Source organism: Candidatus Laterigemmans baculatus, from assembly GCF_010367455.1.
GTDB lineage: Bacteria > Planctomycetota > Planctomycetia > Pirellulales > Pirellulaceae > Laterigemmans > Laterigemmans baculatus.
On the sequence record NZ_WRPR01000035.1, the window covers coordinates 1 to 23,304 of the forward strand.

The 23,304-nt window shown below is 63.8% G+C and carries 19 protein-coding genes; 8 read left to right on the plus strand and 11 right to left on the minus strand.

All coding sequences use genetic code 11. The annotated features are described in order from the left end of the window. Nucleotides 1-329 precede the first annotated feature (329 nt). The 3 genes from GNK13_RS07450 to GNK13_RS21445 all read left to right on the plus strand — a co-directional run bounded on the left by GNK13_RS07450 (nt 330) and on the right by GNK13_RS21445 (nt 2,219). Nucleotides 330-1,148: an ABC transporter ATP-binding protein gene (locus GNK13_RS07450; protein WP_164101882.1), complete on the plus strand. Its 819-nt coding sequence runs from the start codon at nt 330-332 to the stop codon at nt 1,146-1,148. Continuing rightward, nucleotides 1,145-1,972: an ABC transporter permease gene (locus tag GNK13_RS07455; RefSeq protein ID WP_164101883.1), complete on the plus strand. Its 828-nt coding sequence runs from the start codon at nt 1,145-1,147 to the stop codon at nt 1,970-1,972. Before GNK13_RS07450 ends, GNK13_RS07455 begins: the two co-directional genes overlap by 4 nt. 70 nt (nt 1,973-2,042) lie before the next feature. Further along, on the plus strand, nt 2,043-2,219 hold the full coding sequence (locus GNK13_RS21445; RefSeq protein WP_203328976.1) for a DUF6800 family protein: 177 nt from the start codon (nt 2,043-2,045) through the stop codon (nt 2,217-2,219). On the opposite strand, the gene cmk is transcribed toward GNK13_RS21445, so the two are convergent. From cmk to GNK13_RS07485, 6 genes are all read right to left on the minus strand, one after another. Further along, nucleotides 2,197-2,949: a (d)CMP kinase gene (gene cmk, locus GNK13_RS07460; RefSeq protein ID WP_235934896.1), complete on the minus strand. Its 753-nt coding sequence runs from the start codon at nt 2,947-2,949 to the stop codon at nt 2,197-2,199. The two genes, GNK13_RS21445 and cmk, sit on opposite strands and share 23 nt — an antisense overlap. Before the next feature lie 25 nt (nt 2,950-2,974). After that, a complete protein-coding gene (locus GNK13_RS07465; protein WP_164101884.1) occupies nt 2,975-5,365 on the minus strand; it encodes a transglutaminase TgpA family protein in 2,391 nt (796 codons plus the stop codon). A 25-nt stretch (nt 5,366-5,390) separates the two neighbouring features. Further along, a complete protein-coding gene (locus tag GNK13_RS07470; protein WP_164101885.1) occupies nt 5,391-6,800 on the minus strand; it encodes a DUF58 domain-containing protein in 1,410 nt (469 codons plus the stop codon). Nucleotides 6,801-6,860: 60 nt separating this feature from the next. Then, nucleotides 6,861-7,922 (minus strand): GHMP family kinase ATP-binding protein, encoded by a 1,062-nt coding sequence (locus GNK13_RS07475; protein ID WP_164101886.1) that lies wholly within the window; start codon nt 7,920-7,922, stop codon nt 6,861-6,863. Nucleotides 7,923-8,133: 211 nt separating this feature from the next. Next, nucleotides 8,134-9,609, minus strand: a complete 1,476-nt coding sequence (gnd, locus tag GNK13_RS07480) for a decarboxylating NADP(+)-dependent phosphogluconate dehydrogenase (RefSeq protein WP_164101887.1) — start codon at nt 9,607-9,609, stop codon at nt 8,134-8,136. Nucleotides 9,610-9,629: 20 nt separating this feature from the next. Then, the gene (locus GNK13_RS07485; RefSeq protein ID WP_164101888.1) at nt 9,630-10,499 is read right to left on the minus strand and encodes an HAD family hydrolase; all 870 of its coding nucleotides are present in this window, start codon (nt 10,497-10,499) and stop codon (nt 9,630-9,632) included. Between the two features lie 280 nt (nt 10,500-10,779). Between GNK13_RS07485 and GNK13_RS07490 the strand changes: the two genes are divergently transcribed. Next, nucleotides 10,780-11,820 (plus strand): Gfo/Idh/MocA family protein, encoded by a 1,041-nt coding sequence (locus GNK13_RS07490; RefSeq protein ID WP_164101889.1) that lies wholly within the window; start codon nt 10,780-10,782, stop codon nt 11,818-11,820. 274 nt (nt 11,821-12,094) lie between these two features. On the opposite strand, the gene GNK13_RS07495 is transcribed toward GNK13_RS07490, so the two are convergent. Genes GNK13_RS07495 through GNK13_RS07510 form a run of 4 tightly spaced genes read right to left on the minus strand, consistent with a single transcriptional unit; the run spans nt 12,095 to nt 17,477 of the window. Further along, on the minus strand, nt 12,095-13,330 hold the full coding sequence (locus tag GNK13_RS07495) for an efflux RND transporter periplasmic adaptor subunit (RefSeq protein WP_164101890.1): 1,236 nt from the start codon (nt 13,328-13,330) through the stop codon (nt 12,095-12,097). 6 nt (nt 13,331-13,336) lie between these two features. After that, the gene (locus GNK13_RS07500; protein WP_164101891.1) at nt 13,337-15,700 is read right to left on the minus strand and encodes an ABC transporter permease; all 2,364 of its coding nucleotides are present in this window, start codon (nt 15,698-15,700) and stop codon (nt 13,337-13,339) included. 43 nt (nt 15,701-15,743) lie between these two features. After that, nucleotides 15,744-16,490, minus strand: a complete 747-nt coding sequence (locus tag GNK13_RS07505) for an ABC transporter ATP-binding protein (RefSeq protein ID WP_164101892.1) — start codon at nt 16,488-16,490, stop codon at nt 15,744-15,746. A gap of 36 nt (nt 16,491-16,526) precedes the next feature. Then, nucleotides 16,527-17,477 (minus strand): SMP-30/gluconolactonase/LRE family protein, encoded by a 951-nt coding sequence (locus GNK13_RS07510; protein WP_164101893.1) that lies wholly within the window; start codon nt 17,475-17,477, stop codon nt 16,527-16,529. A gap of 256 nt (nt 17,478-17,733) precedes the next feature. Between GNK13_RS07510 and GNK13_RS07515 the strand changes: the two genes are divergently transcribed. The 3 genes from GNK13_RS07515 (at nt 17,734) to GNK13_RS07525 (ending at nt 20,101) form a co-directional block, all read left to right on the plus strand. Continuing rightward, nucleotides 17,734-18,564 carry a DUF1559 family PulG-like putative transporter gene (locus tag GNK13_RS07515; RefSeq protein ID WP_164101894.1) on the plus strand — a complete coding sequence of 277 codons (831 nt, stop codon included), beginning with the start codon at nt 17,734-17,736 and terminating at the stop codon, nt 18,562-18,564. A 100-nt stretch (nt 18,565-18,664) separates the two neighbouring features. Then, a complete protein-coding gene (locus tag GNK13_RS07520; protein WP_164101895.1) occupies nt 18,665-19,450 on the plus strand; it encodes a creatininase family protein in 786 nt (261 codons plus the stop codon). Between the two features lie 12 nt (nt 19,451-19,462). Next, nucleotides 19,463-20,101 carry a DUF4254 domain-containing protein gene (locus tag GNK13_RS07525; protein WP_164101896.1) on the plus strand — a complete coding sequence of 213 codons (639 nt, stop codon included), beginning with the start codon at nt 19,463-19,465 and terminating at the stop codon, nt 20,099-20,101. 161 nt (nt 20,102-20,262) lie between these two features. Here the strand turns inward: GNK13_RS07525 and GNK13_RS07530 are convergent, their stop codons facing one another. Beyond that, entirely contained in the window at nt 20,263-20,715 is a 453-nt protein-coding gene (locus GNK13_RS07530) for a hypothetical protein (protein ID WP_164101897.1), read from the minus strand. A gap of 452 nt (nt 20,716-21,167) precedes the next feature. On the opposite strand from GNK13_RS07530, the gene dnaG reads away from it, so the two are divergent. Next, nucleotides 21,168-23,198 carry a DNA primase gene (gene dnaG / locus GNK13_RS07535; protein WP_235934898.1) on the plus strand — a complete coding sequence of 677 codons (2,031 nt, stop codon included), beginning with the start codon at nt 21,168-21,170 and terminating at the stop codon, nt 23,196-23,198. Nucleotides 23,199-23,304 lie beyond the last annotated feature (106 nt).

A 23,304-nucleotide genomic window follows, 5' to 3' on the forward strand; every position in this document is an offset into this window, starting at 1 on the left:
ACAGGCAAAACAAAAAAAACCACCACTTCTGACCAGACTACCCGAGCAGAACTTCCCAAACAACCAATTCGGCTCCTGACCCCTTTTTCGACATAATTCGGCTCCTGACCCCTTTTTCGACATCGACGGCGGGACGTTGCCGCTGGGCGTCAATCGCGGCACCGGAACCAAATCGCCGCGACAGCGAAGGCTCCCCCCTCGCCGAATTCCCTCCCGCGATGATCGACTAGGGACGTAGGTCTGCTCGGGCTGGCTTGGGTTTGCTACGCTTTTGGGGGTTCGTTTACTGGTCTTCCCCGAGCTTGGCGAATGATTCGTCGCGATCTCCCTTGGAAAGTGCTGCTCAAATTCCCCACGGTTCGCCGGCGGCCGCGATCGAGTTGGATGGCGTCTCGCTGACCTATCCCGAGGGGACTCGGGCGATCGCGGGAATCGATCTGTCGATCGCGGCCGGACGGATCACGGCTTTGCTGGGGCCCTCGGGCTGCGGCAAGAGCACTTTGCTCCGCTTGCTCGCCGGGTTGCTCGAGCCCACCTCCGGCTCGCTCCGCTTTCGGCTTCCCTCCGCTTCACCCGCCACCGCCGCTCGCGCCGTGGCCCGGCCTGGGAGTGGCGAGTTGGCTTACGTCTTCCAAGACGCCGGGCTGTTGCCGTGGCGGAACGTGCTCCGGAACGTCACGCTGCCGATGGAGCTGCTCGGACAAGGCTCCGGCGAGGCGAGGCGGCAGCGGGCCGCCGAGCAACTGGCCGCGGTTGGGCTTGAGGCGCGAGAGTGGCGGAAATCGCCGGCGGAACTTTCTGGAGGGATGCGGATGCGGGTCTCGATCGCCCGTGCGCTGGTCACCGATCCGTCGGTCCTGCTGCTCGATGAACCGTTCGCGGCTCTGGACGATATGCTCCGCGAACGGCTCGGTTTGATGGTCGTCGAGCTCTGGAAAGCGAGGGCGAGAACGATCGTGCTGGTGACTCACAACATCGCCGAAGCGATCATGTGGAGCAGCCACGTCGTCGTGATGGGACGCGGTCGCATCGCCCGCGAGATCGAAATCGAGCTTCCCCAGCATCGGCACCCCGACTGTCGTCGCACCCCGGAGTTCGGCCGCGTGTACGGCGAAGTCGCCGATGCCCTTCGGGAGGCGGTGCAATGAAGGGTCCGCGTTCCAGCAAGACGCGTGGAGCGAGCGGGGTGCTGATCGCCGGCGGTTTCGCGGCGGTTCCGGTGATTGCGGCTGCCGTCGGTTTCTTGCTGCTCTGGCATTTCGCCGTCCAGATATTTGAGATCGCCCCGATCCTGCTCCCCAGCCCCCTGCAGGTCGCCGCCGCGGGGTGGGAGAACCGGCAGACATTGCTCGAGGCGACGTGGGTCTCCGGACAAGCGGCCGCGGCTGGATTCGCGACCAGCGTGATCGTAGGGACTCTGATCGCTATCGTCTTCAGCCAGTCGCGGCACATCCGCAACGCGTTCTACCCCTACGTGATCTTTCTGCAGACGGTGCCCATCATCGCGATCGCACCGCTGTTGATCACGTGGTTCGGATACACCTTTGCGACGGTCGTCTACATCACGGTGATCATCAGCCTGTTCCCGATCATCAGCAACATGACCGCAGGGCTGATCGCGGTCGACCGCGACTTGGAGGATCTGTTTCGAATCTACGCCAGCGGTCGAGTGCGAACGATGCTCAAGCTGCGGCTGCCTTCCTCGATTCCCTATCTCGTGCTGGGGATGCGAATCAGCAGCGGGCTGGCGGTGATCGGAGCGATCATCGGCGACTTCTTCGTTGGCAGCGGCGCTCAGTACGATGGGCTGGGGACGTTGATGACGGGCTGGGGGGCGCTGCAGAAAACGGATCGCCTGATCGCGGCTCTCGGCGCGGCGACGCTGCTAGGGATCGTGTTCTTCGGCGGCGTGAACCTGCTCGCCGCGACGCTCCTTCGCCGCTGGAGTGGCGTGGGGTCCGCAAAACGTTGACCGGCCCGCGCCGGCGGCATAGCTTCGTAGGTGAGGCGCGCCTGCCACACCCCCAACCCCGGACAACGCCATGGCTGGAACCGAACGTCAGCGAGAAATCCGTCGTCGTCGTCAGCGCCGCGAAAAGGTGCGGTACCTCAGCAAGCGAGCGGAGAAAGCGAGTGGCGGCGAAAAACCGGAGATCGCCCGCAAGCTGCGTCAATTGACGCCCGGTGCCGAGGTTATCATTCAGCGTTTGGGTCTGTAGCGAGCGCGCGAGCCGCCACGATCTGGACCAACCGCTCGATCACCTGTTCCTCGCTCAGCCCGTCGGTCGAGACGATGACCGCGTCGTCGGCCGGCCGCAGCGCCCCGACCGGCCGGCTGGCGTCCTCCTGGTCGCGACGGATCTGAGCGGAGAGGACTTCGGCGTAGGTCGCTGCTTGACCGCGAGCGGCGAGCTCCGCATGCCGCCGCCGGGCCCGCGTTTCGGGCGAAGCGGTGAGAAAGATCTTGCAAGCCGCGTCGGGGAAGACTTCGCTCCCCTGGTCGCGGCCCTCGGTGACGATCCGCATTCCCACTGCCGCTCGTCGCTGCAGTCCACCGAGCAAGGCCCGCACTTCCGCGTTGTCAGCGACCCAGCGGATGTGGTCGGTCACCTCGGTGCTGCGAATGGCGGCCGAGACGTCCTCGCCGTCGAGCAACACGCGGTCTCCTTCAAAGCGGATCTCCACCCGCCCAGCCACGCGTCCGATCGCCGAGGCATCGTCCCAGGACACTCCCTGACGGAGGCAGCCGAGCGTGACCGAGCGGTACATCGCTCCGGTATCGAGAAACGCAAACCCGAGCCGAGCGGCCAGCCCTCGCGCGACGGTGCTCTTGCCGGCCCCGGCCGGTCCGTCGATCGTGATCACCAGTTCGCCGTCGCCCCATTGCCGCTCGTCGAGCGGCGAAGAGGTCGGGTCATTGCGTCGCTCGGTCACCTGCGTGGGTCTCAATCCGGGGAGGGTTCGTTCAAGTGGCTCAACGCCGCGTCGAGCCGCGACGTGAACGATGCACGAATCCTTCGATTTGTTCAAGCGAGGGACCAATGACTTCGGTCGCTTCGCTCTCGGAGATCGGCGTCCCACCGTAGCGGACTCGGTAGAACAGATCGACCAGGGTTCGGATGGGCGTCTCACCGGCTCCCTCTTTTTCCTGCGAAGCGGTCCACGCCACGCTCGCCTGATCGGCGAATTCCCTCGGCGTTTGCCCCTCGGAGCGGTGCAGTTCGAGCCGAGCGAGCAGACTGCACAACTGCTGGTAAAAGCCAACCGAGGAGACGCTGCGAGCCCGCGTGGAAGCTCGCTGGTGGGGCCAGCGTCGGCGGATCCAGGAGGGAAGCCCCATCCAGTACAACCCGACAACGATCAAGGTGATGCTGACCGACAGGAACGCAGCCCGCCACGAGAACCGCCGCAGCACGGCGAGCGTTTCGGTGCCGAGGTGCTCGTCGAGCCCCCGTTTGCTCGCCTCCTTCAGCCGCGTCAGCATCGCGGTGTAGGCGCTGCTCATGTCGCTGTCGCGTCCGGATTGGCTGAACAGCTCTTCTTGCTGCCGCTGGCTGCTCATGTCCAGCACGTAGGTGTTCCACAGCGCCTGGGCGAAATCGTAGAACTGATTCGGAGGGCTCAGCGACGCGTCGGGCCGGAGGCTGCTCGGCGTGGGATCGAATCGCACGAGCACCGGTCCGACGGTCGGCTGCCCGGCGATCACCGTCCCCGGAGGAAGATCCGCTTCGTCGAGCAGGACCTCGACCCAAGCGTGCGCATGCAGTTGGCGGACGACGTAGTGAGCCCCAAGCACATTGAACTCGTTCGTCTTGTAACCGAGCACGATGCGGGCGGGGATCTTTTGACTCCGCAGCATCATGACCATCGCGGAGGCGAAGTATTGGCAATGGCCGCGGCGGCTCTGAGCGATGAACTTTTCGATCGGGTCGACCGCCAAGTCGCGACGCTCGTTGAGATCCAGCGTGTACTGGAACTTGCCCGACGCGGTGAAGTGTTCCTCGAAGGCCGAGGCGACGTGATAGGGAGAACGGCTGCGGTCGCCGAGCGTCTCGGCGATGGCCTCCGCTTCGGCCGCGACGGTCGGCATCCGAGACGGAGAGAACTCGAGCATCCGCTGGTACAACTGCGGTTCCGCCTCCACCGAGAACCGCTGCTCCGCTTCCCCCGCATTTTCCGGGGACGAGCCTCGCGGCAGCCCATCGAACTCCATCAATCGCAAGTAGCGGGTTTGGCGGCCGTAGTGGAAGGCGTGGGTGCCGAAACGGTACTCCAACCGCTCCGGAGCCCACACGCCGAGCGAGTCGCCGCGCGACAGCAGCCAGCGGCCCCGGCGATGGATGATCCCCTCGGTCGACGATTGAACCTGCCGAGGACTGCCGCTCGGCTGGTGGTAGGGAGCGATCGCGAAGAGCGCGTCGGTCGTCAGCGGTTGCACTTCCACCCGCACTTCAACCCGATCGTAAAGATCCTGGAGTTCCTCCTCCGACGGGTGATACGGTTTAGGCAACGGCCGGTTGCTGCGGACTGGGTACAGGGGGGCTGCGCTCCACACCCCCACCCCCGATTTGTTCTGGTAGTGCTCCAGCACCTCCCCGCGGAGGTAGATCGCGTCGCTCGACCGATAGGGTCGCCCGGTCCGTTGCTCTTCGAGCGTCAGCCGCATCACCAGATCTCGGTTCTCGAGCAACTCGCCGACCTGATCCAAGGTCATCGTGCGGGAAAACCCAGTCGTCGCTCGGCCTCCGACGCCCCGCGAGTCGGGCGCTCCGGCGACGCGTGGCAGCGCATAAAAGAAGACTCCAGCGACCAACAGAACGGCCGGCGCCAGAGCGACGACCACCCACCGCGGGAGTCGCAGGGCCTGCGCCGCCGACATCCGCCCCGCCTCACTCGCGTCGGTGCGAAGTACCCCCTGCACATTCTCGGCTCCTGCCTGAGTGACCGAGAACGCGTGCAGCAACACCAGCCCCCGAATCCCGATCAGCGAAAACGGGATCAACAGCAATCCGAATCCCAGCGCATGATTGAACACCGCCGCCACGACCAGCTCGAGCAAGCAGAAGATCCCCACCTGCTCAAACACGCGGACCGACTTCCGCTGGAATAACAACACGGCTTCGACCCACACGAGCAACTGAGCGACCGCCGTCAGCTGGTTTTCATTCTGCAGCCACAGAAAGTCTCCCATGCAGTAGATCGCCACCAGCCCCATCCCGACGTAGGCCGCCGGAGTGGGCAGGTAGAATAGCTTCCACAGGTCGACCAGCAGAAACGAGGCAATGGCGGCGATGACTGCGACCGCTGGCAGCATCACGCCGACTTCGCCCGAGCCCATCATCAATCCGCCGAACGCCGTCAGCATGGCGAAGTGGAGCTGTAACGATCGCTCAAGTCGAACCACGGGCGGGCTCCCGAATGAAGATCCCATCGGCTGCCGATGAGGTGACGTCGAGCCACCGCAGATCGAGGCGCGCGAGCAGTGCCGGCGTCAAGCGGTCCGCCGCATCGCTGCCGCCCCGCACCGCACTCTCGCCGCGCTCGGCCGGACCGTCCGGTTCCCGGCAAAGCAGTTCGATCCGCTGCGCTCTAGGGCTGATCAGCAGGATTGGCCAGTTCGGATTCCCGTCGCGAAGCACCCGTTCGAGAGTCGGAGCCAAAGTGGGCTGCGGTACGGGCCGTGTGGTCGCCAACAAATTCATCGCCCCGCGGCGGAAATCGAAGGTGTGATGCGAAGCGAGCGACCGGGATGCGGCGTCGGCGATCCCCAACACCAAGTGATTGGTTCCTCCCGCCGAAAGTGCTAGGACCATCGCTGCAGTGACGCTGATCGCCCACTCGACGTCTCGGTCGTCCGCACCGGCGGGCAGGTAGGGATCGAGGATCAGCGACAACTGAGTTTTGCTCGGCTGTTCGAATTGTCGCACCGCAAGCGCGTTGATCCGAGCGGTCGTTCGCCAGTGGATCCACCGCCGGCTGTCACCACTCTGCCAGGAGCGGATCCCAAAAAAATCGCCCTCGTTCTGTCCGCTCCGCTGCCGCGAGCCGGTCAGCCCTTCGCGGCGGTTGAGGATCATCTCGCTCCAGTTGGGAGCCAAGCGAGCGATCGACGGATAGACCAGCAACGAGCTGCGGGTGCGGGTATTGAGCCACGCCTGGACGAGGCCGAGCGGAAAGCCGCTGGCTAGCCGCACCGGACCAAAGTAGTAACGCCCACGCCGCATCACAGTGCACTCGTAGTGAGCCGGTTCGCTCGTCTGCGGGCGAATCATCCCAAAGCTGCAGATCGCTTGCCCGTCTCGCGTCTTGCCCCGCCCGCCCCGAATCCGATCCTCGGCGCGAATCATCCAGGCGGGGAGCCAGGAGCGTCCGTTGACGACCACGAACTGGACCTTGAACGGCCGCTCGGCGTAGGCTTCCAGCGGCAACACCCGGCGGACCGTGAGCTTGGGGAGCATGCCTCGGCAGAACCGCCACTGGACGACCAGCAGCCCCACCATCAACCCGGCCAGTATCACCAGCAGATTGAAGCCGCGGATCGAGCCACCGAGGATCGCAAAGGCGGCAACGAACGCCATGTGCAAGCCGTTCCGCGTGATCCGCGAATGAATCACTGCCGGCGTCGTTGCAGCCACCGGATCGAGTTGCTCCGCCGTCGAGTCTCCCGCCCCGCTACCTGTGAAACGGCCAACCAAACCGTCCTGCGGACTTTCTTCGCCGCGGTTCGATGCAGCCGCCGCGCCGGATTCGCCTGCAGGAGTCGCCGTTGCGGACGTGCGGCGAGCGATCCGTAGACTCATGAAAATTGTCGCCGGTCTAGAGCGTTCCCTCGAGCCGTGAAGCTGCTTTCCCTATCACGGTCAGTTATACCGCGAGTCCACATGCTCTGCTGGCGCATCGCGCAGTTCTCGGCCCCGGCTGGCAAACCGGGCGAGCGTCATCTCGGCGGCATCTCCGTACTGGCTGGCGATCCGGCTGCGAATCTCCTCGGCCTCCGCGTGCGATCGACAGAAAGCAAAGACGGCCGGTCCCCACGAGCTCTGACCCACGCCCCGTACGCCGAGCCCTCGCAGCCGCTCGACCCAAGCCGCGATGACCGCTCCGTTGTAAGGTCCACCTTGAACGGCGGCGAACAGATTGCCGCTCTCGCGATTGTAGCGATGCACCGCTTGCGACCACCGCTCAAAGTCCCCCGCGACGGCCGCCGGCAACAGCTCCTCTTCCACCTCCCGCCGCAGTTGCTCGCGAACCTGCTCGGCGACCGGAGGCAAGCGTGCGAAGTGGGCGAGCTCGGCTTCTCCCGCCACCTCCGGTGCCGCACCCCGATTGCGCACCAACAGCACTCGCCACGACTCGGGCAGCTCGACTCGGGCTCGAACCGGGTTCAACCGTGCAGCCACCGCGGCAGCCGCTTCGTAGATCAGCCCGCCGTCGAAGTAGCCATGCGCACCGACCGCCGACCGCCGGCCGCGCCCTGCGATCTCGACAGCGAGCGTGCTTCGCTCGATGCGGTCGCTCTCTCGGGGGCTTTCGTCCAGGCTCTCGCTGTCGCTTTCCCGGGCGATGACCTCGCGGCCGGTGAAGTGGCAGAGACCTTCGGCGACCGCCATCGCTAACTGCGTTCCGCTGCCGAGCCCGGCATGCGGGGGTGGCCGCCGCAGCACCTCGATCGCGCACCTCGGCAGTTCCTCGAGTCGCCAGTAGGCGGCGAACCGCCGGGCGACCTCCTTCACTCGGTCCCCCGCCGCACCGCGAGCCTCGAACTCGGTCGCCTCCTGGATTCGGATCCGCGTGGCGGGCTCCCGCAGCATCAGCCCAACGCCGCCAAACGGTTCCGCCGTGTCGAGCAACCCCAAGTGCAGCCGCGCACCGGTCGTGATTTCCAACGACCGTGGGTGCGGAACGGATCGCGGTTGAACCACCGTCGTTCCTCCGAGGGGCTGTCGAGGTGCGGCCGAGCTTCACACTTACAGAGAACGGACCTCCTCCATCACCCTCCTCCTGGGAGGGTCGGGCTCTCAGGCCCGGGGAGGGCCACATAAAACGTAGGGCATTCGGGCCCCGAACCTCGCCGGACCCTCCCCGCTCGTTCCTCGCGACCCTCCCGGGGGGAGGGTAATGGTATAAGAGGCCTCAGCCGCGTGGCGGTTTGCGAAGCTCAAGCCACTCGCTGTGGAACACCCCATCGCGGTCAACCCGCTGGTAGGTGTGGGCGCCAAAGTAATCCCGCTGAGCCTGCAGCAGGTTGGCCGGCAAGCGTGCCAAGCGATAGCCGTCGTAGTAGCTCAGCGCGGTGCTGAACGCCGGCACCGGCACGCCGTGGATGCTGGCCGTTGCAACCACCGCCCGCCATGCCTCCTGGGCGTTGCCGACCGCGTCCTGAAAGTATTTGTAGAGCAGCAAGTTTTCCAAGTTCGGTTGGTCGTCGAACGCTTCTTTAATGCGGTCGAGGAATTGGGCGCGGATGATACAACCACCGCGCCACAGCAGTGCGCACTGGCCGTAGTCGAGGTCCCAGGCGTGCTCCTGCGAAGCGGCCTGCAGTTGGACAAAACCTTGGGCGTAGCTGACGATCTTCGACGCATACAAAGCGTGATGCACCGCTTCGACAAACGCCGCACGATCGCCGATAAGTTTTTGAGCAGCCTCGCTGAAGGGCCGATTGTGACTATCGGCCGGCCCGGCCAAGACCTTCGAAGCCCGGACGCGAGCTTCCTTCTGTGCCGAGAGACCGCGAGCGAACACGGCGGTCGTCACCAGGGTGCTCGGGACGCCGAGGTCGAGCGCCAGTTGGCTCATCCACTTGCCGGTCCCCTTGGCCCCGGCGACGTCCAAAATCTTGTCGACCAGATGCCCGTCGCCCCCTTGATCGTCTTTCACGCTGAAAATGTCGCGGCTGATCTCGATCAGATAGCTTTGCAGGTCTCCCTGGTTCCAGCGATCGAAGACGTCATACAACTCGTCATTCGAGAGGCCGCCGATCTCTTTCAACAAGTGGTAGGCTTCGCAGATCAACTGCATATCGCCGTACTCGATCCCGTTGTGCACCATTTTGACATAATGCCCGGCGCCCCGCGGACCGACCCATTCGCAGCAGGGAATGTCGTTATTGGGCCCCACCTTGGCGGCGATCGCTTGGAACATGTCCTTGATGTGCGGCCAGGCATCCTTGGAGCCGCCGGGCATCAGGCTGGGGCCTTTGAGGGCTCCCTCTTCACCACCGCTGACGCCAGCGCCGACGTAGAGGAACCCGGCTTCCTCGACCTGCTTGGTTCGCCGCTCGGTGTCGAGGTAGTAGGTGTTTCCACCATCGATAATGATGTCGCCCGGCTCGAGCAACGGCAGCAATTGTTCGATGATCGCATCGACCGCCGGACCGGCTTTGACGAGCAGCATCAATTTGCGGGGCCGCTTCACCGCTTTGACGAAGTCTTCGATTGTATGGCAACCGACGAAACTCTTGTCCTTCGCGCGACCGGCCAGCAACTCGTCGACCTTCTCAGTCGTGCGGTTGTAGACAGCTACCTTATAACCGCGACTCTCCACGTTCAGGGCGAGGTTCTCACCCATTACGGCAAGCCCGATCAAACCAAAATCGCAGTCACTCATGGAAGCAGTTCCTGATCGTGTTATTCGGATACAGTATTGAAATCGGGCTTTTCCGGGAGATAGCTCTCGAATTCCTCGAGCAGCATTTGCTGGTAGGCTCCCGCGAAAGTTCCTTTGTAAAATTTCTCGATCGCTTCTTCGTGAAACCGCCGCCAACTGGCTTCCTCGGCACCCGGGTTGATCGGATAGAAGAGCGTTGCGTTGGCCGCCGCCGCTCGGTAGTCGCCGGGCGCATCGCCGATCATCAAGGCGTGGTCGGGGGGATACTGGGAGGCGAGCTTCAGCGTCTCGGTTTTGGTGCCCGCTTCCTGACCACAGATCGCGGCGACAAAGGGGCGGATGCGGTGCTCGTCCCACTCCGCCTCGAGGGTCGGCGTCGGCGTCGCCGAGCAGACCAACAGATCAGCTCGCTCGGCTAACTTTGCTAGCGACTCCCGCACCATTGGAAAAGGGGGCACGCCACGGACGATCTCGGCAACCGCCGCGTTGACCGCCAGCGACCAGCGGAAGGCCTGGGCCAGGTCGGCATCGCCCGTCTCGTTGACCTTAGCCTCGAGCGCCGGGTTTCCCAGCTTGGTCTCTTCGGCGATCCATCGGCGGAGCGAGTCGGGAATCCGCACTTCTACGTTTCGGTCCCGCACCTCCGGCCGCCGCCGGAGCCACTCGAGCGTCTCGAGCAAGGCGGCAAAGCGGTTAATCCCGCGACTCTTGCTGTAGAGATTGACGAACTCCCAGGTCTCGCGGGCAAACTTGCTGACCGGCTGCAGTTCGTAGTGATTGATCGTGGCAGGGACGAAGCACTCCTTGTGCTTCAACTCCATCGAATCGAACACGCAACCGTCCGAGTCGACGCCCACAAAGAAATCGTGTTCCGGTGCGATTGCGTGCATGGTCCCGAGGGGCTGCGGGCTGGACGAGTCGGAGTGAACGAGTCGCAGTGGACGAGTCGAAGTGAATGGGGGGAAAGAGCCTGGGGCCGCTGAGTTTAGCCCCGCGGCAGAATCCCATCAATTGGCCGCGAAAACCGTCTCAAACCGCCATTCGACCGTCCCTCGCTCCCGGCCGCCGCGGATCTGCGGCCCCCATTCTGTCGGCCGGGGGCGGGCTCGGCTAAGCTGTCCGGCTCCAATGCACGGGAATCGAAGCTAAGAACCGAGGGATTTTGACATCATGCGTGCTGCAATCGTGGGCGTCGGATTCATGGGCTGGATCCACTACCTGGCCTACCAGAAGTCGTCGGCGGCGAAGCTGGCGGGCTTCGCCAGCCGAGATCCGAAGAAGCGAGCGGGAGACTGGCGCGGCATTCAAGGCAATTTCGGTCCTCCCGGCGAGCAGATCGACATCAGCGGGCTCACCGTCTACGAAACCCTCGCAGACGTGCTGGCCGACGAGTCGATCGACCTGGTCGACCTCTGCACGCCCCCCCATCTGCATGTCGATCAGGTTCGGCAGTGCCTCGAGGCGGGCAAGCACGTGTTGTGCGAAAAGCCGCTGGCCCTCAACGGCGACGCGGCGACGGATCTGGTCGCGGCCGCCGCCAAGGCGGGCCGACTGCTGCTGGTCGGACACGTCCTCCCCTTCATGCCCGAATTCAAACTGTTGGCCGACGCTGCGGCGGACGGTCGCTGGGGCAAGCTACTCGGCGGCCATTTCAACCGCACGATCGGGCCGGTCGACTGGAATCCCGACTTCTACAACCCCGAGCGTGTCGGCGGTCCGCTGGTCGACCTGCACGTGCACGACACGCACCTGATCCGACTATTGTTCGGCATGCCGACTCGCGTCCACGCTCGCGGTCGGCTCCGCCAAGGGCTGCCGCAGTATTTTGAAACGCTCTACGACTTCGCCGACTCGTCGCTCGTGGTCGCCTCGAGCGGCGGTGTGATCGACCAAGCCGGACGCCCCTTCACCCACTCCTACGAAGCCCACTTCGAACGGGCCACCGTGCAATTCGCATTTGCCGCTTTTAGCGACGCGGCCGAAGCGATGCCCCTCAAAATCCTCCACGAAGACGGTACGGTCGAGCGCCCCGAGCTTGGCGGCGGCGCACCCGAAGACGCGTTTGTCGCCGAACTCGAAGCGGCCGCCGCGGCGGTTGCCGGTGAAACCCCCACGCCCGCGATGAGCGGAACGCTGGCCGCCGATGCCTTGATGCTCAGCCAACGCATCGCCGAAAGCATCGCCGCCAACGGACCGGTGAAGGTGAGATAGAAGGTTTCAGGTAGCAGGTTGCAGGATTTGCGATCTGAGATTTGCTGACTCTAACGGAATCTATTTGCGCGAGCTTATGCCCGTGGAGTGCCGAAAGATGGGGGAAACCTCGGATTCCCCTTTTATCCGCGTTCTCCGTGCTATCCGCGGTCCCTCTTCTTTCCGTGATCTTCCGTGTCTTTCCGTGGCCACCGTTCGTGTTATTCGTGGTTGTTTCCCCAGCCAGGTGCGTGCATAGATTCCGTTAGAGTCAGGAAATTTGAGATTAATTTCCTCAGCGGATCGCGATGGGCGTTCCGTTGTGGATCCGGTCGCTGGGGTGCACGATTACCTGATCCCCCTCAGCCAGTCCGGCAGTGATTTCAGCGACTTGTCCATTGTCGCGGCCGATCTCGACCGGCGTCTCCGCGGCGACGCCATCGCGGACGGCGAACACCGTCCAAGCATCGCCGACGCGGAACAGGGCGCTGGTCGGAATCCGCAGAACATCGTCCCCCTGCCAGACCACGATCTGGCATTCGACGCGAAAATTATCGCCGAGGGAGTGCTGAGGTTCAGCCGCTAAGCCATGGGCTTCGGTCAGCGGATTGGCGAAGTCGATGATCACGTTGACCCGTTGCTCCTCGACGCCGAGCGCCGAGAATTTGGTGAACCCCGACGGCTCGACCAGACGGACTCGTCCGCGGAGTGGATTCGCGCCGCCCCAGTGCAGTAGATCGACCGGATCGCCCGCTTCGATCTGGACGGCATCGCGGGAGAGAACATCGGTGACGATCTCCAAATCGCTCGGGTCGCCGATCTCCAGCAAGGGATCTCCGGCGGTCACGACCGCGGCGCTCTCCTGGTTCACGCGGAGCACGCGTCCATCGATCGGAGCGGTGATCGCCAGCTCCATCGAATCCTCCGACGATTCCGGGTCGGTCAGCAGCAACGCCGCTTTCTCGAGTTCCAGTTCGTGCTGGGCGATATCGACCAAGTAACCAGCCGCCCGCGCGTTCTCGGTCTCCTGACGAAAATCGAGCTCCCGCGAGGCGAACTCGCTCTCCGAGATGGCGTTGTTGCGGAGCAGCTGGCGGGCGCGGCCCATTTCGGCTTCGGCGAAGTTCAAGGCCGCATTCGACTTGTTCAGCTCGGCCTTGGCCGACTCCAATCTCCGCTCGGCCGCCCGCACGCGGGCTCTCGCCTGGGCGACGGCCCGAGGATCGAGCAGCGTTGGATCGGTCGCTTCGAGCCGCGCGAGGACCGTCTCTTCGGCTCGGACTTCATCCCCCACGTCGAGCGTGATTCGCTGCAGCCGCCCGGTCAGCGGTGTGGAGACCACGTATCGTTCGCGGATCCGCGTGATCCCGTCGTCATCGACCGTGACCCGCATCGGCCCCCGCTCGGCGACCGCCACATCGACCAACACCGGTTGAGGTCGGAGCGCATAGTAGATCCCGGCCGAGACCACGATGGCGGCGGCTCCCCAAAGAACGAGACGGCGGATGCGTGCGAATCGGATTGGAGCCACCGCGGGTTATTCGCTGCTCTTGAGGACGGCGACCAGGTCGAGTTGGCCGATCTGGCGGTGGATCCAGAACCCGCTTGCTGCGGCGGCAAGCACGGTCACCAGCGCCGCGAACGCAAAACTCTCGGGGTGGATCACCAACGGAATTCGAAACATCTCGGTCTCAAACCCGCGGACCATCGCATAGCACAACCCATATCCAATCGCCCAGCCGAGCGGGATCGCCAGCGAGGTCAGGACCGCCAACTCGCCGAGCAGGATCGCTGAGACTTCGCTCCGTGTAAAGCCGATCACCCGCATCGTCGCCAGCTCACGGCTCCGCTCCTCCAACGAAATCCGGGCCGTGTTGTAGACGACTCCGATCGCGATCACCGCGGCAAAAAAGACCATGAACGACTGCATCGTCAACTGGTTCTTCGCCACCGTCTCACGAAACTGCTCGACGGTCGCTGACTTGACCGCGACCGAGGCGATTTGCGGCGTCTCCTTCAGCTCGCGGTAGAGCGTCTCGAGCTGGCCGGGATCGACCGCCAGAAAAGCGCCGTTCAGCGTGTCGGCTTCGCCCATCAAGCGGTGCAGCGCCTGCCGGTCCATGTAGGCCGTCGTTCCCGCGTACTCGACGGCCAGCCCTGAGACGACCACTTCCCGCACCGGTTCTTCCCCTTCGAGCACCTCCACCGTCACCGTCTCCCCTTCGCGGACGGCAAGCAGCTCGGCCAGCTTGTCCGAGAGCACCAACCCGGCCGGCGGCAGCGGGATCGCGCGGCCATCGACGTCGAGCAGCCGATACAGGTCGCGGCGCTGGCCGAGTCCCATGATGCTCGTGCGGTAGCTGCGATGGCGAAACCGCAGCTTCACCGGGACCGCTCGGAACGTCTCGGCCGTCTGAACTCCCGGCAGATGTCGCAGATCGTAAGCGGCCGACGGCGAAGCGACTTCGTAGAAAGCGACCTGCACGTCGTGCCGCTGCGCCCGCTCGAACTGGAACTCGAGCAGGTAATCGAGTGCGTCGGGGGCGAAATTCCCCACCAGCAGCACGGCCACTGCGGCCGAGATCCCCAGCGACGAGAGCAGCGAGTTGAGCGGCCGCCGCTGCAGTCCCCGCAGCACCATCCGCGCGGTCAACGGAATCCACGGCGTGAGTCCCAGTCGCTCCAACCACGATTGCCGGTAGCGAGCGGGTGCCGCCGGACGCATCGCTTCGGCGGGCATCAGCCGCATGACCTGATAGATCGCGCGGTAGGAGCCGGCGACCGCTGCCAGCACGCTGAGCGACACGCCCGCCAGCACGATCCGCCAATCGATCCGCGAGATCAAACTCGGAAAGTGATAGAACTCGGCGTACAACCGCGCCAGACCTCGGCCGAGATAGAGCCCTCCGGCCGCCCCGAGAACCGCACCGAACAGCGCCACGAGGATCGCCGATTTGAGGTAGTGCCAAGCGACCGCCGCGTCGCTGTAGCCGAACGCTTTGAGCGTCGCGATGATCTCCCGCTGCGTACCGATCTGCCGCGAGAGCACGACGTTGAGCAGGAACGTCGCGACGCCGAGGAAGATCGAGGGAGCGACGACCGCGGTCGCTCGCAGCTGCTTGATCTCGTCGGCCACGAATCGCGCCGAGACATGATCCTCGCGGTCGATCGCGCCGATGCTGCCATACGGTTTGAGCAACCGGTCGAGCGCCTCGATGACCGGCTCGCTGCGAGCCCCGCCGGCAAGCCGCAGCGACACATCGTTGAAGGCTCCTTCCATGTCGAAGGCGGCTTCCATCTGCCGCTGCGAGACCCAAAACACGCCGAACCGCCGATCGTCCGGCAGCAAGTCACCGCCGCGAAGCTGAAAGATGTACTCCGGCGAGATCGCGACGCCCACGATCCGCAACTCCTGCAGCCGCCCGTTCATGACCGCCTGAAGCGTGTCTCCCACGTCGAGCGTGTTAGCCTCCACGAACGCTTCACTGGCCAGAACCTCTGAGGCTCGCCCCGGCTCAGGCAACCGACCCCGCCGCAGATAAACTGCATTCAGCACCGGTTCGCCCACTTCGGGCAACGAGATCAACCGCCCCACGGCCGGTTCATCCAGTTCCGGCACATCCAACGTGACGTCCGAGACGATTCGCGTCTGCACGCGGGCGACTCCCGGCAGCGTCGCGATCCGCGGAAGAATCGCTGTGGGGGCACGGCGCAGCGAAGCAAACACGTCGGCGAACCGGTATCGCTCGTAGTACGCGTCGCGGCTCGACCGCAGCGTCCCGAGCGTCCCGAGCGCCATCACGAACACGGCAACTCCGGAAGCCACCACCGCGGCGATCGCCAACGACTGCCCGCGGGTGTGGCGAAGTTCGCGAATCAATTTCCGATTCAGCGTCTGCACGGCTTGCCCCCGGTCCGCGGCAATTCGGCTTCACCCACCGTCGTCACCAGCGAAGCTCGGCGACCGGTGTCTTGACCGCCACCCGCCGATCCTCAGCGACTCGCCCGTCCCGAATCGTCACGACCCGGTCCGACATCTCTCCGATCGCCGCATTATGGGTGATCACCGCCGTCGTCGTGCCCAGCTCGGTATTGATCCGCTGGATCGCCTCGAGCACCGTAATGCCCGTCAGCGCGTCGAGGGCTCCGGTCGGTTCGTCGCAAAGCAGAACGTCCGGCCGCTTGGCGATCGCTCGAGCGATTGCGACGCGCTGCTGCTGGCCACCAGAAAGCTGAGCCGGAAAATGGTCGCGGCGGTCTTCGAGTCCAACGAGCCGGAGCGCCTCGAGTGGCGACATCGGATCGCTCGCAACCTCGGTCACAAGGCTCACGTTCTCCCAGGCGGTCAAACTGGGAATCAAATTGTAGAACTGAAACACGAACCCCACCGCATGCCGACGAAACTGAGTCAGCTGACGATTGCTCGCGCCGCTGAGTTCCAGCTCGCGGTAGAACACGCTCCCGCCCGTTGGCTGGTCCAGTCCGCCGAGGATATTCAGCAGCGTCGATTTACCACTGCCGCTCGGACCGAGCAGCACCGTGAATTCCCCCGCGTACAAATCGAGGTCGATTCCCCGCAGCGCCTGCACCTCGACCTCGCCCATCGGATAGACCTTCGTCGCCCCGCGGACACGAAACACCACCTGCCGTGCGTGAACGTCTGACGGTGGCGAAGCAGGAGCACGACTCATGGGCGGCCCGCCGGTCTCACGATGATTCGGGGGGCGTTACGGGGGATACGCCGGAGCGGTGCCCACCGAGTCGAATTCCGTGGGCGCGATGAACAAGCATCCCGACTGCGGCGCATCGCTTTGCCGCTCGACCGGCATGTGCTCGACCGCCGTCGTGATCACCAACTGCACGCGTCCCTCGTGCTGGACCAGATTGGGACAGGTGTTTTGCGGCGCACCGGGGGTCAGCCAAACGCGACGCATACAACCGTCGCGGAGCGAATATTCGCGAGTTTCCCCAGCGGGGGCCGCCCCGGGATTGTACATCGAAACGATCACGCCCCCGCCGTCGGGCGTCAGAATCGCCCCGTCGGGCGCGGAGGAATCGCTGGTCAGATCGACGACCGTGTGCGGTTCGCCTAGCTTTCCCCGCTCGATGTCCAGCGGATAGGCGACGATCTTCCGGGTCGGCGAGTCGATATCGATCAGCTCCAACCCGTGCGGCGCTTGGCGGATCGCCTTCCCATTGCTGCAAATCTGGTCGTCGCGAAGGCGGATCAGTTTCTTGTCGCGGCCGCGATACAGGTACAGCCCCGCTTTCCGCGTCGCGAACTCGAGGTCCTTGGTTCCGAAGATCAAATCATCCTCGAAGATCACCGCGTCGTTGATGATCGTCCCCTCCACATCCGCGTCGATGCCGTCGATCAACAACTGCCAATCGCCGCTCGGGGGATGAAACAGGCCGATCTCCCTCTCGCAGCCCACCAAAAAGCGAGCTCCGTCGTCGCAGGGGAACGCAAAGCCGGGACGTCCGGGGAGCGGATAGTTGGAGTTCTCGCCGCTAGCCAAATCGAGAATGTTCAGCGACCCCGAAGTTGCGTCCGCTCCGTGCTGGATCGCGACCCAGCTGATCCGCGAGGGCCCCAGCGGATACGGTCCTTCCGGCAAAAAGCGAAGTGCAGCGTCGGAGGGGCGATGCAGGACGGTGGCTTCGGTGCGAACGGTCATGCGAGAGAATTACTCCAGTGTTGCGGGACGCGTACCCATTCCAGGCAGCACAGCAGGATGACCGCGCGGCCGGTCGGCGACAAGGCAGCGCGTGGCGGGGCAGCGTGTGGCGTGGCATCGCGCGACAAGGCAGCGCTTAGCAGGGCGTCGCGCGGCAGGGCAGGGCAGGGCAGGGCGTCGCGTGGCGGTCGGCGTCGTGCGGCGGTATCTTCTACCCGGTGGCTCGACCCTCCCCTCCGCAGCAGGAACTCCCGCCATGTCCAGCGATCCCGACTTTGACGCCCAGCCTCCGGAATCCCCTCAGCCGATCGAGCCGTCGGATTCCATCGAGCCCGCGGTGCCGCGAAAACGCAGCCCGATCATGATCATTGCGGTGGTGCTCGGCCTGTTGGTGCTGGGGCTTCTGCTCAGCGGAGGAATTTTGACCGCCCTGTTGATGCCTGCCGTGACCACAACGCGCAGTGCGAGCCGGCAAGCCGAGAGCGCTAACAATTTGAAACAAATCGGTTTGGCCTTACTCAATTATCATGAGGCCTATGAGGCATTCCCGCCTGCCTACACGACCGACGAAGACGGTCAACCGCTGCTCAGCTGGCGGGTTCTCATCCTGCCGTTCATGCAGCAGTCGATTCTGCATGAACAGTTCGTTCTGGAGGAACCGTGGGACAGCCCGAACAATCGCAGCTTGCTGCAGTACATGCCGCCGGTCTTTGGCTCGCCACGTTACGACCAGCCGGAAAATTCGAACGAAACCAACTACGTCACGATTCGCTCTGAGGATTCCGTTTTCCCAGGAGACCGTTCCATCAGAATCCGGGACGTCATCGACGGCACAACGCTGACCGTGGCGGTCGTGGAAATGAAGGAGACCGGGATCCCCTGGACTCGTCCCGATGACGTGACGCCCCAGCAAGCCTACGCGGCGATTGCCGGCAGCAAGGGGTCCACCGAAGGAACCAATATTCTGCTCAGCGATGGCAGTGTGCGCCAGGTCGACGGTCAACTCACACAATCCGAGTTTGAAGCCATGGTGACGCGTCGCGGTGGTGAAACAATCGCCGCCGACACGCCGCAACCAGCTGAGTAGCATCCACCATCCATACTCGCCTCTCGCTCCGCGAAAGTTGCGGTTCCGCGCATCTTGCGCGGAGCAAAAGGCGACTCAACCTTTTTCTTGGAGCCACTCTATGGACCGTCGCCCCTGGTTATTAGAAGGAGCGACCCTGGTCGATGTGCGGGAATCGCGTTATGAGGTTGCGGTCTTACCACTCGGAGCCACCGAACCGCATAACACGCATCTGCCCTACGCAACCGACACGCTGGAGGCGGGGGCGATCGGGCGGGCGGTCTGCGAGCGGGCTCACCACGACGGGGCGCGCGTCGTCCTCCTGCCGACGATTCCCTATGGCACCGAGACCAACATGCGGCAATTGCCGCTAGCGATGAACATCAATCCCAGCACGATGTTCGCCCTGCTCGGCGATTTGGTCGAGTCGCTCGTGACCAGCGGGATTCGCAAAATTGTGCTGCTCAACAGCCATGGAGGGAACGATCTGAAACCGTTCCTGCGCGAGCTGCACGGCCGCAGCGCAGCTCAGCTGTTCCTCTGCGACTGGTTCCGCATGGTCGGAAATGCTGCGAGTGAAATTTTTGCGGTCCCAGAAGACCATGCCGGTGAAATGGAAACCTCTCTCGGTTTGGCGTATTTCCCAGAACTGGTCGTCCGAGACGCCGATGGAAACTTGAGGGCCGACGACGGGGCGGTGCGGTCGACGCGATTCGAAGCGGTGAATCAGAAGTGGGTCTCCATCACCCGTCCCTGGCATTTGCTCACCAAACAGTCCGGTTCGGGCAACCCGCACGCCGCCTCCGCCGAGAAGGGACATGCGGTCATGCAGGTCATCGTCGACCGGCTGGCTCCCTTCCTCGTCGAACTCTCCAACGCCGAGTTGGACGAGACCTTTCCGTTCTAGGCTTAGCTCCCCATGATCGATGTCGAAGCGGTGCTCGCATTGCACGAGCAGACGGTTGCCGATTGGCATGCAGTGCCGATTTCCATTGCAGGCGAAGGAGTGATGCGGCTGATTTGCACCCAGCACTCCTACAATTTTCTCCTTTGGCACCAAGAGGATCTCGCCCGCAGCCGGGGAGCAAGCGATGCCGAGATCGCGGAGGTTAAGCGGACTATCGATCGGCTCAATCAGCAGCGGAATGACGCGATCGAAGAAATCGACGCCTGGATCGCCGATTACCTCCGCGAGCAATCACGACCCGTTAGCGATGCGCTTCCGATGAATACCGAAACGCCCGGCAGCGCCATCGATCGACTCTCGATCATGGCACTGCGGATCTATCATCTCCGCGAGCAACTGGATCGGACCGACGTCGACGAAACTCATCGAGAAAGCGTCGGCAAGAAGGTGCAGCAGTGCGAGGAGCAGAAGCGGGATCTCGCCACCGCGCTGGCGGAGCTAATTTCCGACCTGGAGCGAGGAGTGAAGCGGCATAAGATTTACCGCCAGTGCAAGATGTACAACGATCCGACGCTCAATCCTGTGCTCTATGAGTCGAAGCAAAAAAAGCGATTCCCCAGCGGCCCCCAAGAACCCGGACGGGCGGTTTGAACATAGTCGCCCCATAGTCGCCTTTCGCTCCGCGAAAGTAGCGCAACATAGTCGCCTTTCGCTCCGCGAAAGTAGCGCAACATAGTCGCCTTTCGCTCCGCGAAAGTAGTGGGGAAATGCTACTTTCGCGGAGCGAAAGGCAACTATGGCAACTATGGCAACTATGGCGTTTGCGGCTCGACCACTTCGCTCGGCTCTTCGTCGGTGACGATCACCTTGCGTTCTACGACAACTCCTTCGGCGGCGGGATCCGCGGCCGGAGCGAGCGGTTTTTCGGAGAGCGTGTCCAGACGTTCTTGCAAGTTTTGCTCGGCGTCCTGAACCATCTCGGCCGCCTCCTGCTTGGTCTCCTGAATCGACTCGCGAGCTTCTTGGCGGGCGTCCTGGATGTTCTCGACCGCCTTGGCCTCGGCCTCAGCGACTTTTTCCGCCGCTTCCTCACGGGCTCGTTCCAGCTCGGCCTGCGCTTCGACTGCCTTTTCGTAATCGGTCTCGGCGGTTTGGTCGCAGCCCCCTGAGAGAGAGACGCCCAGGAGTGCGACAGCAACGAGGAGCGGGGAGGCGGAGCGACGGGGGAACGAATGCAGCCGGTGGAAGTTCGCCAGAGGAGTCATCGCCGTTAGGCTCGCAAAAGGAAGGGGCTGGAGGTGAGAACGGAACAAACCGTCGGTTTTCCGTTCAAGAAGCAAACCGGGTGCCAGAGACCGCGGGCAGCGTGCTCGCGAATCGTTCGTTTAACGGCAAGCCGCAGGCGACGGCTTCTTGAAAACACAGTTGCCTGCGGCTTGCCGTTAAACGATAAATCCGCCTTGACCAAATTTGGGCCGCGTCCCAAACTTTCCGGCGGTGCGCATGACAGCGACGCTTCTCCTGCCCCGAGCGACCGGCGGATACGACCCGCTGGGCTATGCAGCGATCCCCCCTCGAAGGGTCTGCGAGGCTTTCGGTGGCAAGCGAGTTTGCTACGCTCAGGAGGATCATGTGCCCCGCTGAACCGCGATGTACCACAGCGACTCGCGGTGAAGAAAGGGGAGTTCCCCGGGCCGGATGCCATTTGGAGTGATTGGTGGTTTTCAGCGCTGACTTTGCACTGAAAGAACGCGTCCGTTCGGCGGTCGACATCGTCGACGTGATCGGAACGCAGCTGGAATTGCGCCGCCAGGGCCGCAATTACGTCGCGCTGTGCCCGTGGCACGACGACCGCCGCCCCAGCATGATGGTCAATCCCGAACGGCAAACCTGGCGGTGCTGGGTCTGCGACATCGGCGGCGATGCGTTCAGCTACGTGATGAAGCGGGACGGGGTGAGCTTTCCCGAAGCTCTGCAGATCCTGGCCGAGCGGGCGGGCATCACGATCGAGAAAGGCCCGCATTCCAAACCGGCCCAGCCGGGCAGCCCCGAAGACAAGGCCACGCTGCTCGCCGCGATGCAGTGGGCGGTTGACCAGTTCTATCAGTGCCTGGAGCAGGGCCCCGAAGCCGAGGTGGCGCGGAAATACGTCGCCGACCGCGGGATCGACGAGGACAGTCGCAAGCGGTTCCGCATCGGTTATGCGCCGGAGAGCTGGGATTGGTTGCTCGATCGGGCACGCACTGCCGGTTACAGCGGCGAAGTGATGCAGGCCGCCGGGCTGGCCGTGCCACGAAATTCCGGTAGCGGCCACTACGACATGTTCCGCGATCGCGTGATCTTCCCGATCTTCGATCTGCAAGGGCGACCGGTGGCTGTCGGCGGCCGAATTCTCCCGGGCGGTGAAGGGAAGGGGGGCAAGTACATCAACGGCCCCGAGACGCGGTTGTTCGCCAAATCCCGCCAGCTCTACGGGTTGAGCTTGGCGAGGGACGCGATCGTGCGGCAGCAACGGGTGCTGGTGATGGAGGGTTACACCGACGTCATCGCCGCTCGCCAAGCGGGGATCGAACCAGTCGTGGCGGTCCTGGGGACGGCGCTCGGGGAGAGCCACATCACGATTCTCAAACGCTTTGCCGAGAGCGTCGTGCTGGTTCTCGACGGCGACACCGCCGGCCAGAAGCGGGCGGACGAAGTCTTGGAGATGTTTGTCGGCGCCGAAGTCGACCTCCGCGTCCTCACTCTGCCCGACGGCCAAGATCCGGCCGACTTCATCAGCCGCGAGGGGCGCGAGGCATTCGAGCAACTCGTCGAGGCGGCCCCCGACGCGATCGACCACAAGCTGCAGCGACTCACCGCCGGCGTGGACCTGACGCACGATACGCACCGCGCGACGAAGGCCGCCGAAGCGATGCTGTCGATCCTGGCGGCCGCTCCGGTGGCCACCGGCGACTTGCGGCTACAACAAACGCTCGTCCGCCTCGGTCGCACCTTCATGATGCCGGTCGAGCACCTGCAGTCACGGCTGGACGAGCTGCGAAAGAAGCGTAGCCGCTTTCAGAATGCGAAACGTTCTGCCTCCGCCGAGCGAACCACGCTCCCGGCAGCAGCACCGCCAAAAGGGTCGCCAAAGGGACCGCAGCCGAAGAGGCCGCAGGCCGCGGCGGAGGAGCTCGAGCCCTGGCCGATGGAGGCTTGGACGGGAGAGGCCTGGATCGGTGACGAGGACGGGGCGCGAGGCGTGGCAACGCCGCCAGCGAACGAACCGCTGTTCGGCATCGACCGCGAGCTCTTTGAGACGCTGATCGAGCGTCCCGAGCTGGTCGGGCTGGCCGTTGAGACGATCGACGAGCGGTGGTTGTCGACCACCACCGCCCGCCAACTGATGAAGATCTATCAGATGCTGGAACTCGCCGGCGCCTCGCTCGACGTCCGCGACGTGATGCTGTCGGCGGAAGACGAGTTCCTCAAAAACCAATTGGTGATCCTGGACGAACGAGTCCAGGCCAAAGCCGAGGTCGCGAACCAAACGGCCGAGGAACGCTTTGACTCGATCCTGAAGTGCTATCGAGAAATGGAGACCAAGGCCGAGAACCAGCGTCGTCTGGCACAGCTCGGCCAAGGTGCGATTCCCGAGGAGGAGGCAACCGACCTACTGCGAGAAATGTTTGCGGCTCAGCAAATCCGGCATGGAATTGCCGCGACAATTTCCGCACCAGGAAAATTGCCCCCTGCTCAAGAAAGTTGACCGAGCCCCTGGTTTCGGATGCGATCCCCATGCAATAGGATGTGGGGCATCGATCTTAATGGAAGTCGATTCTTTTCAGAGCACCGACTACGCGCAAATGGATTTG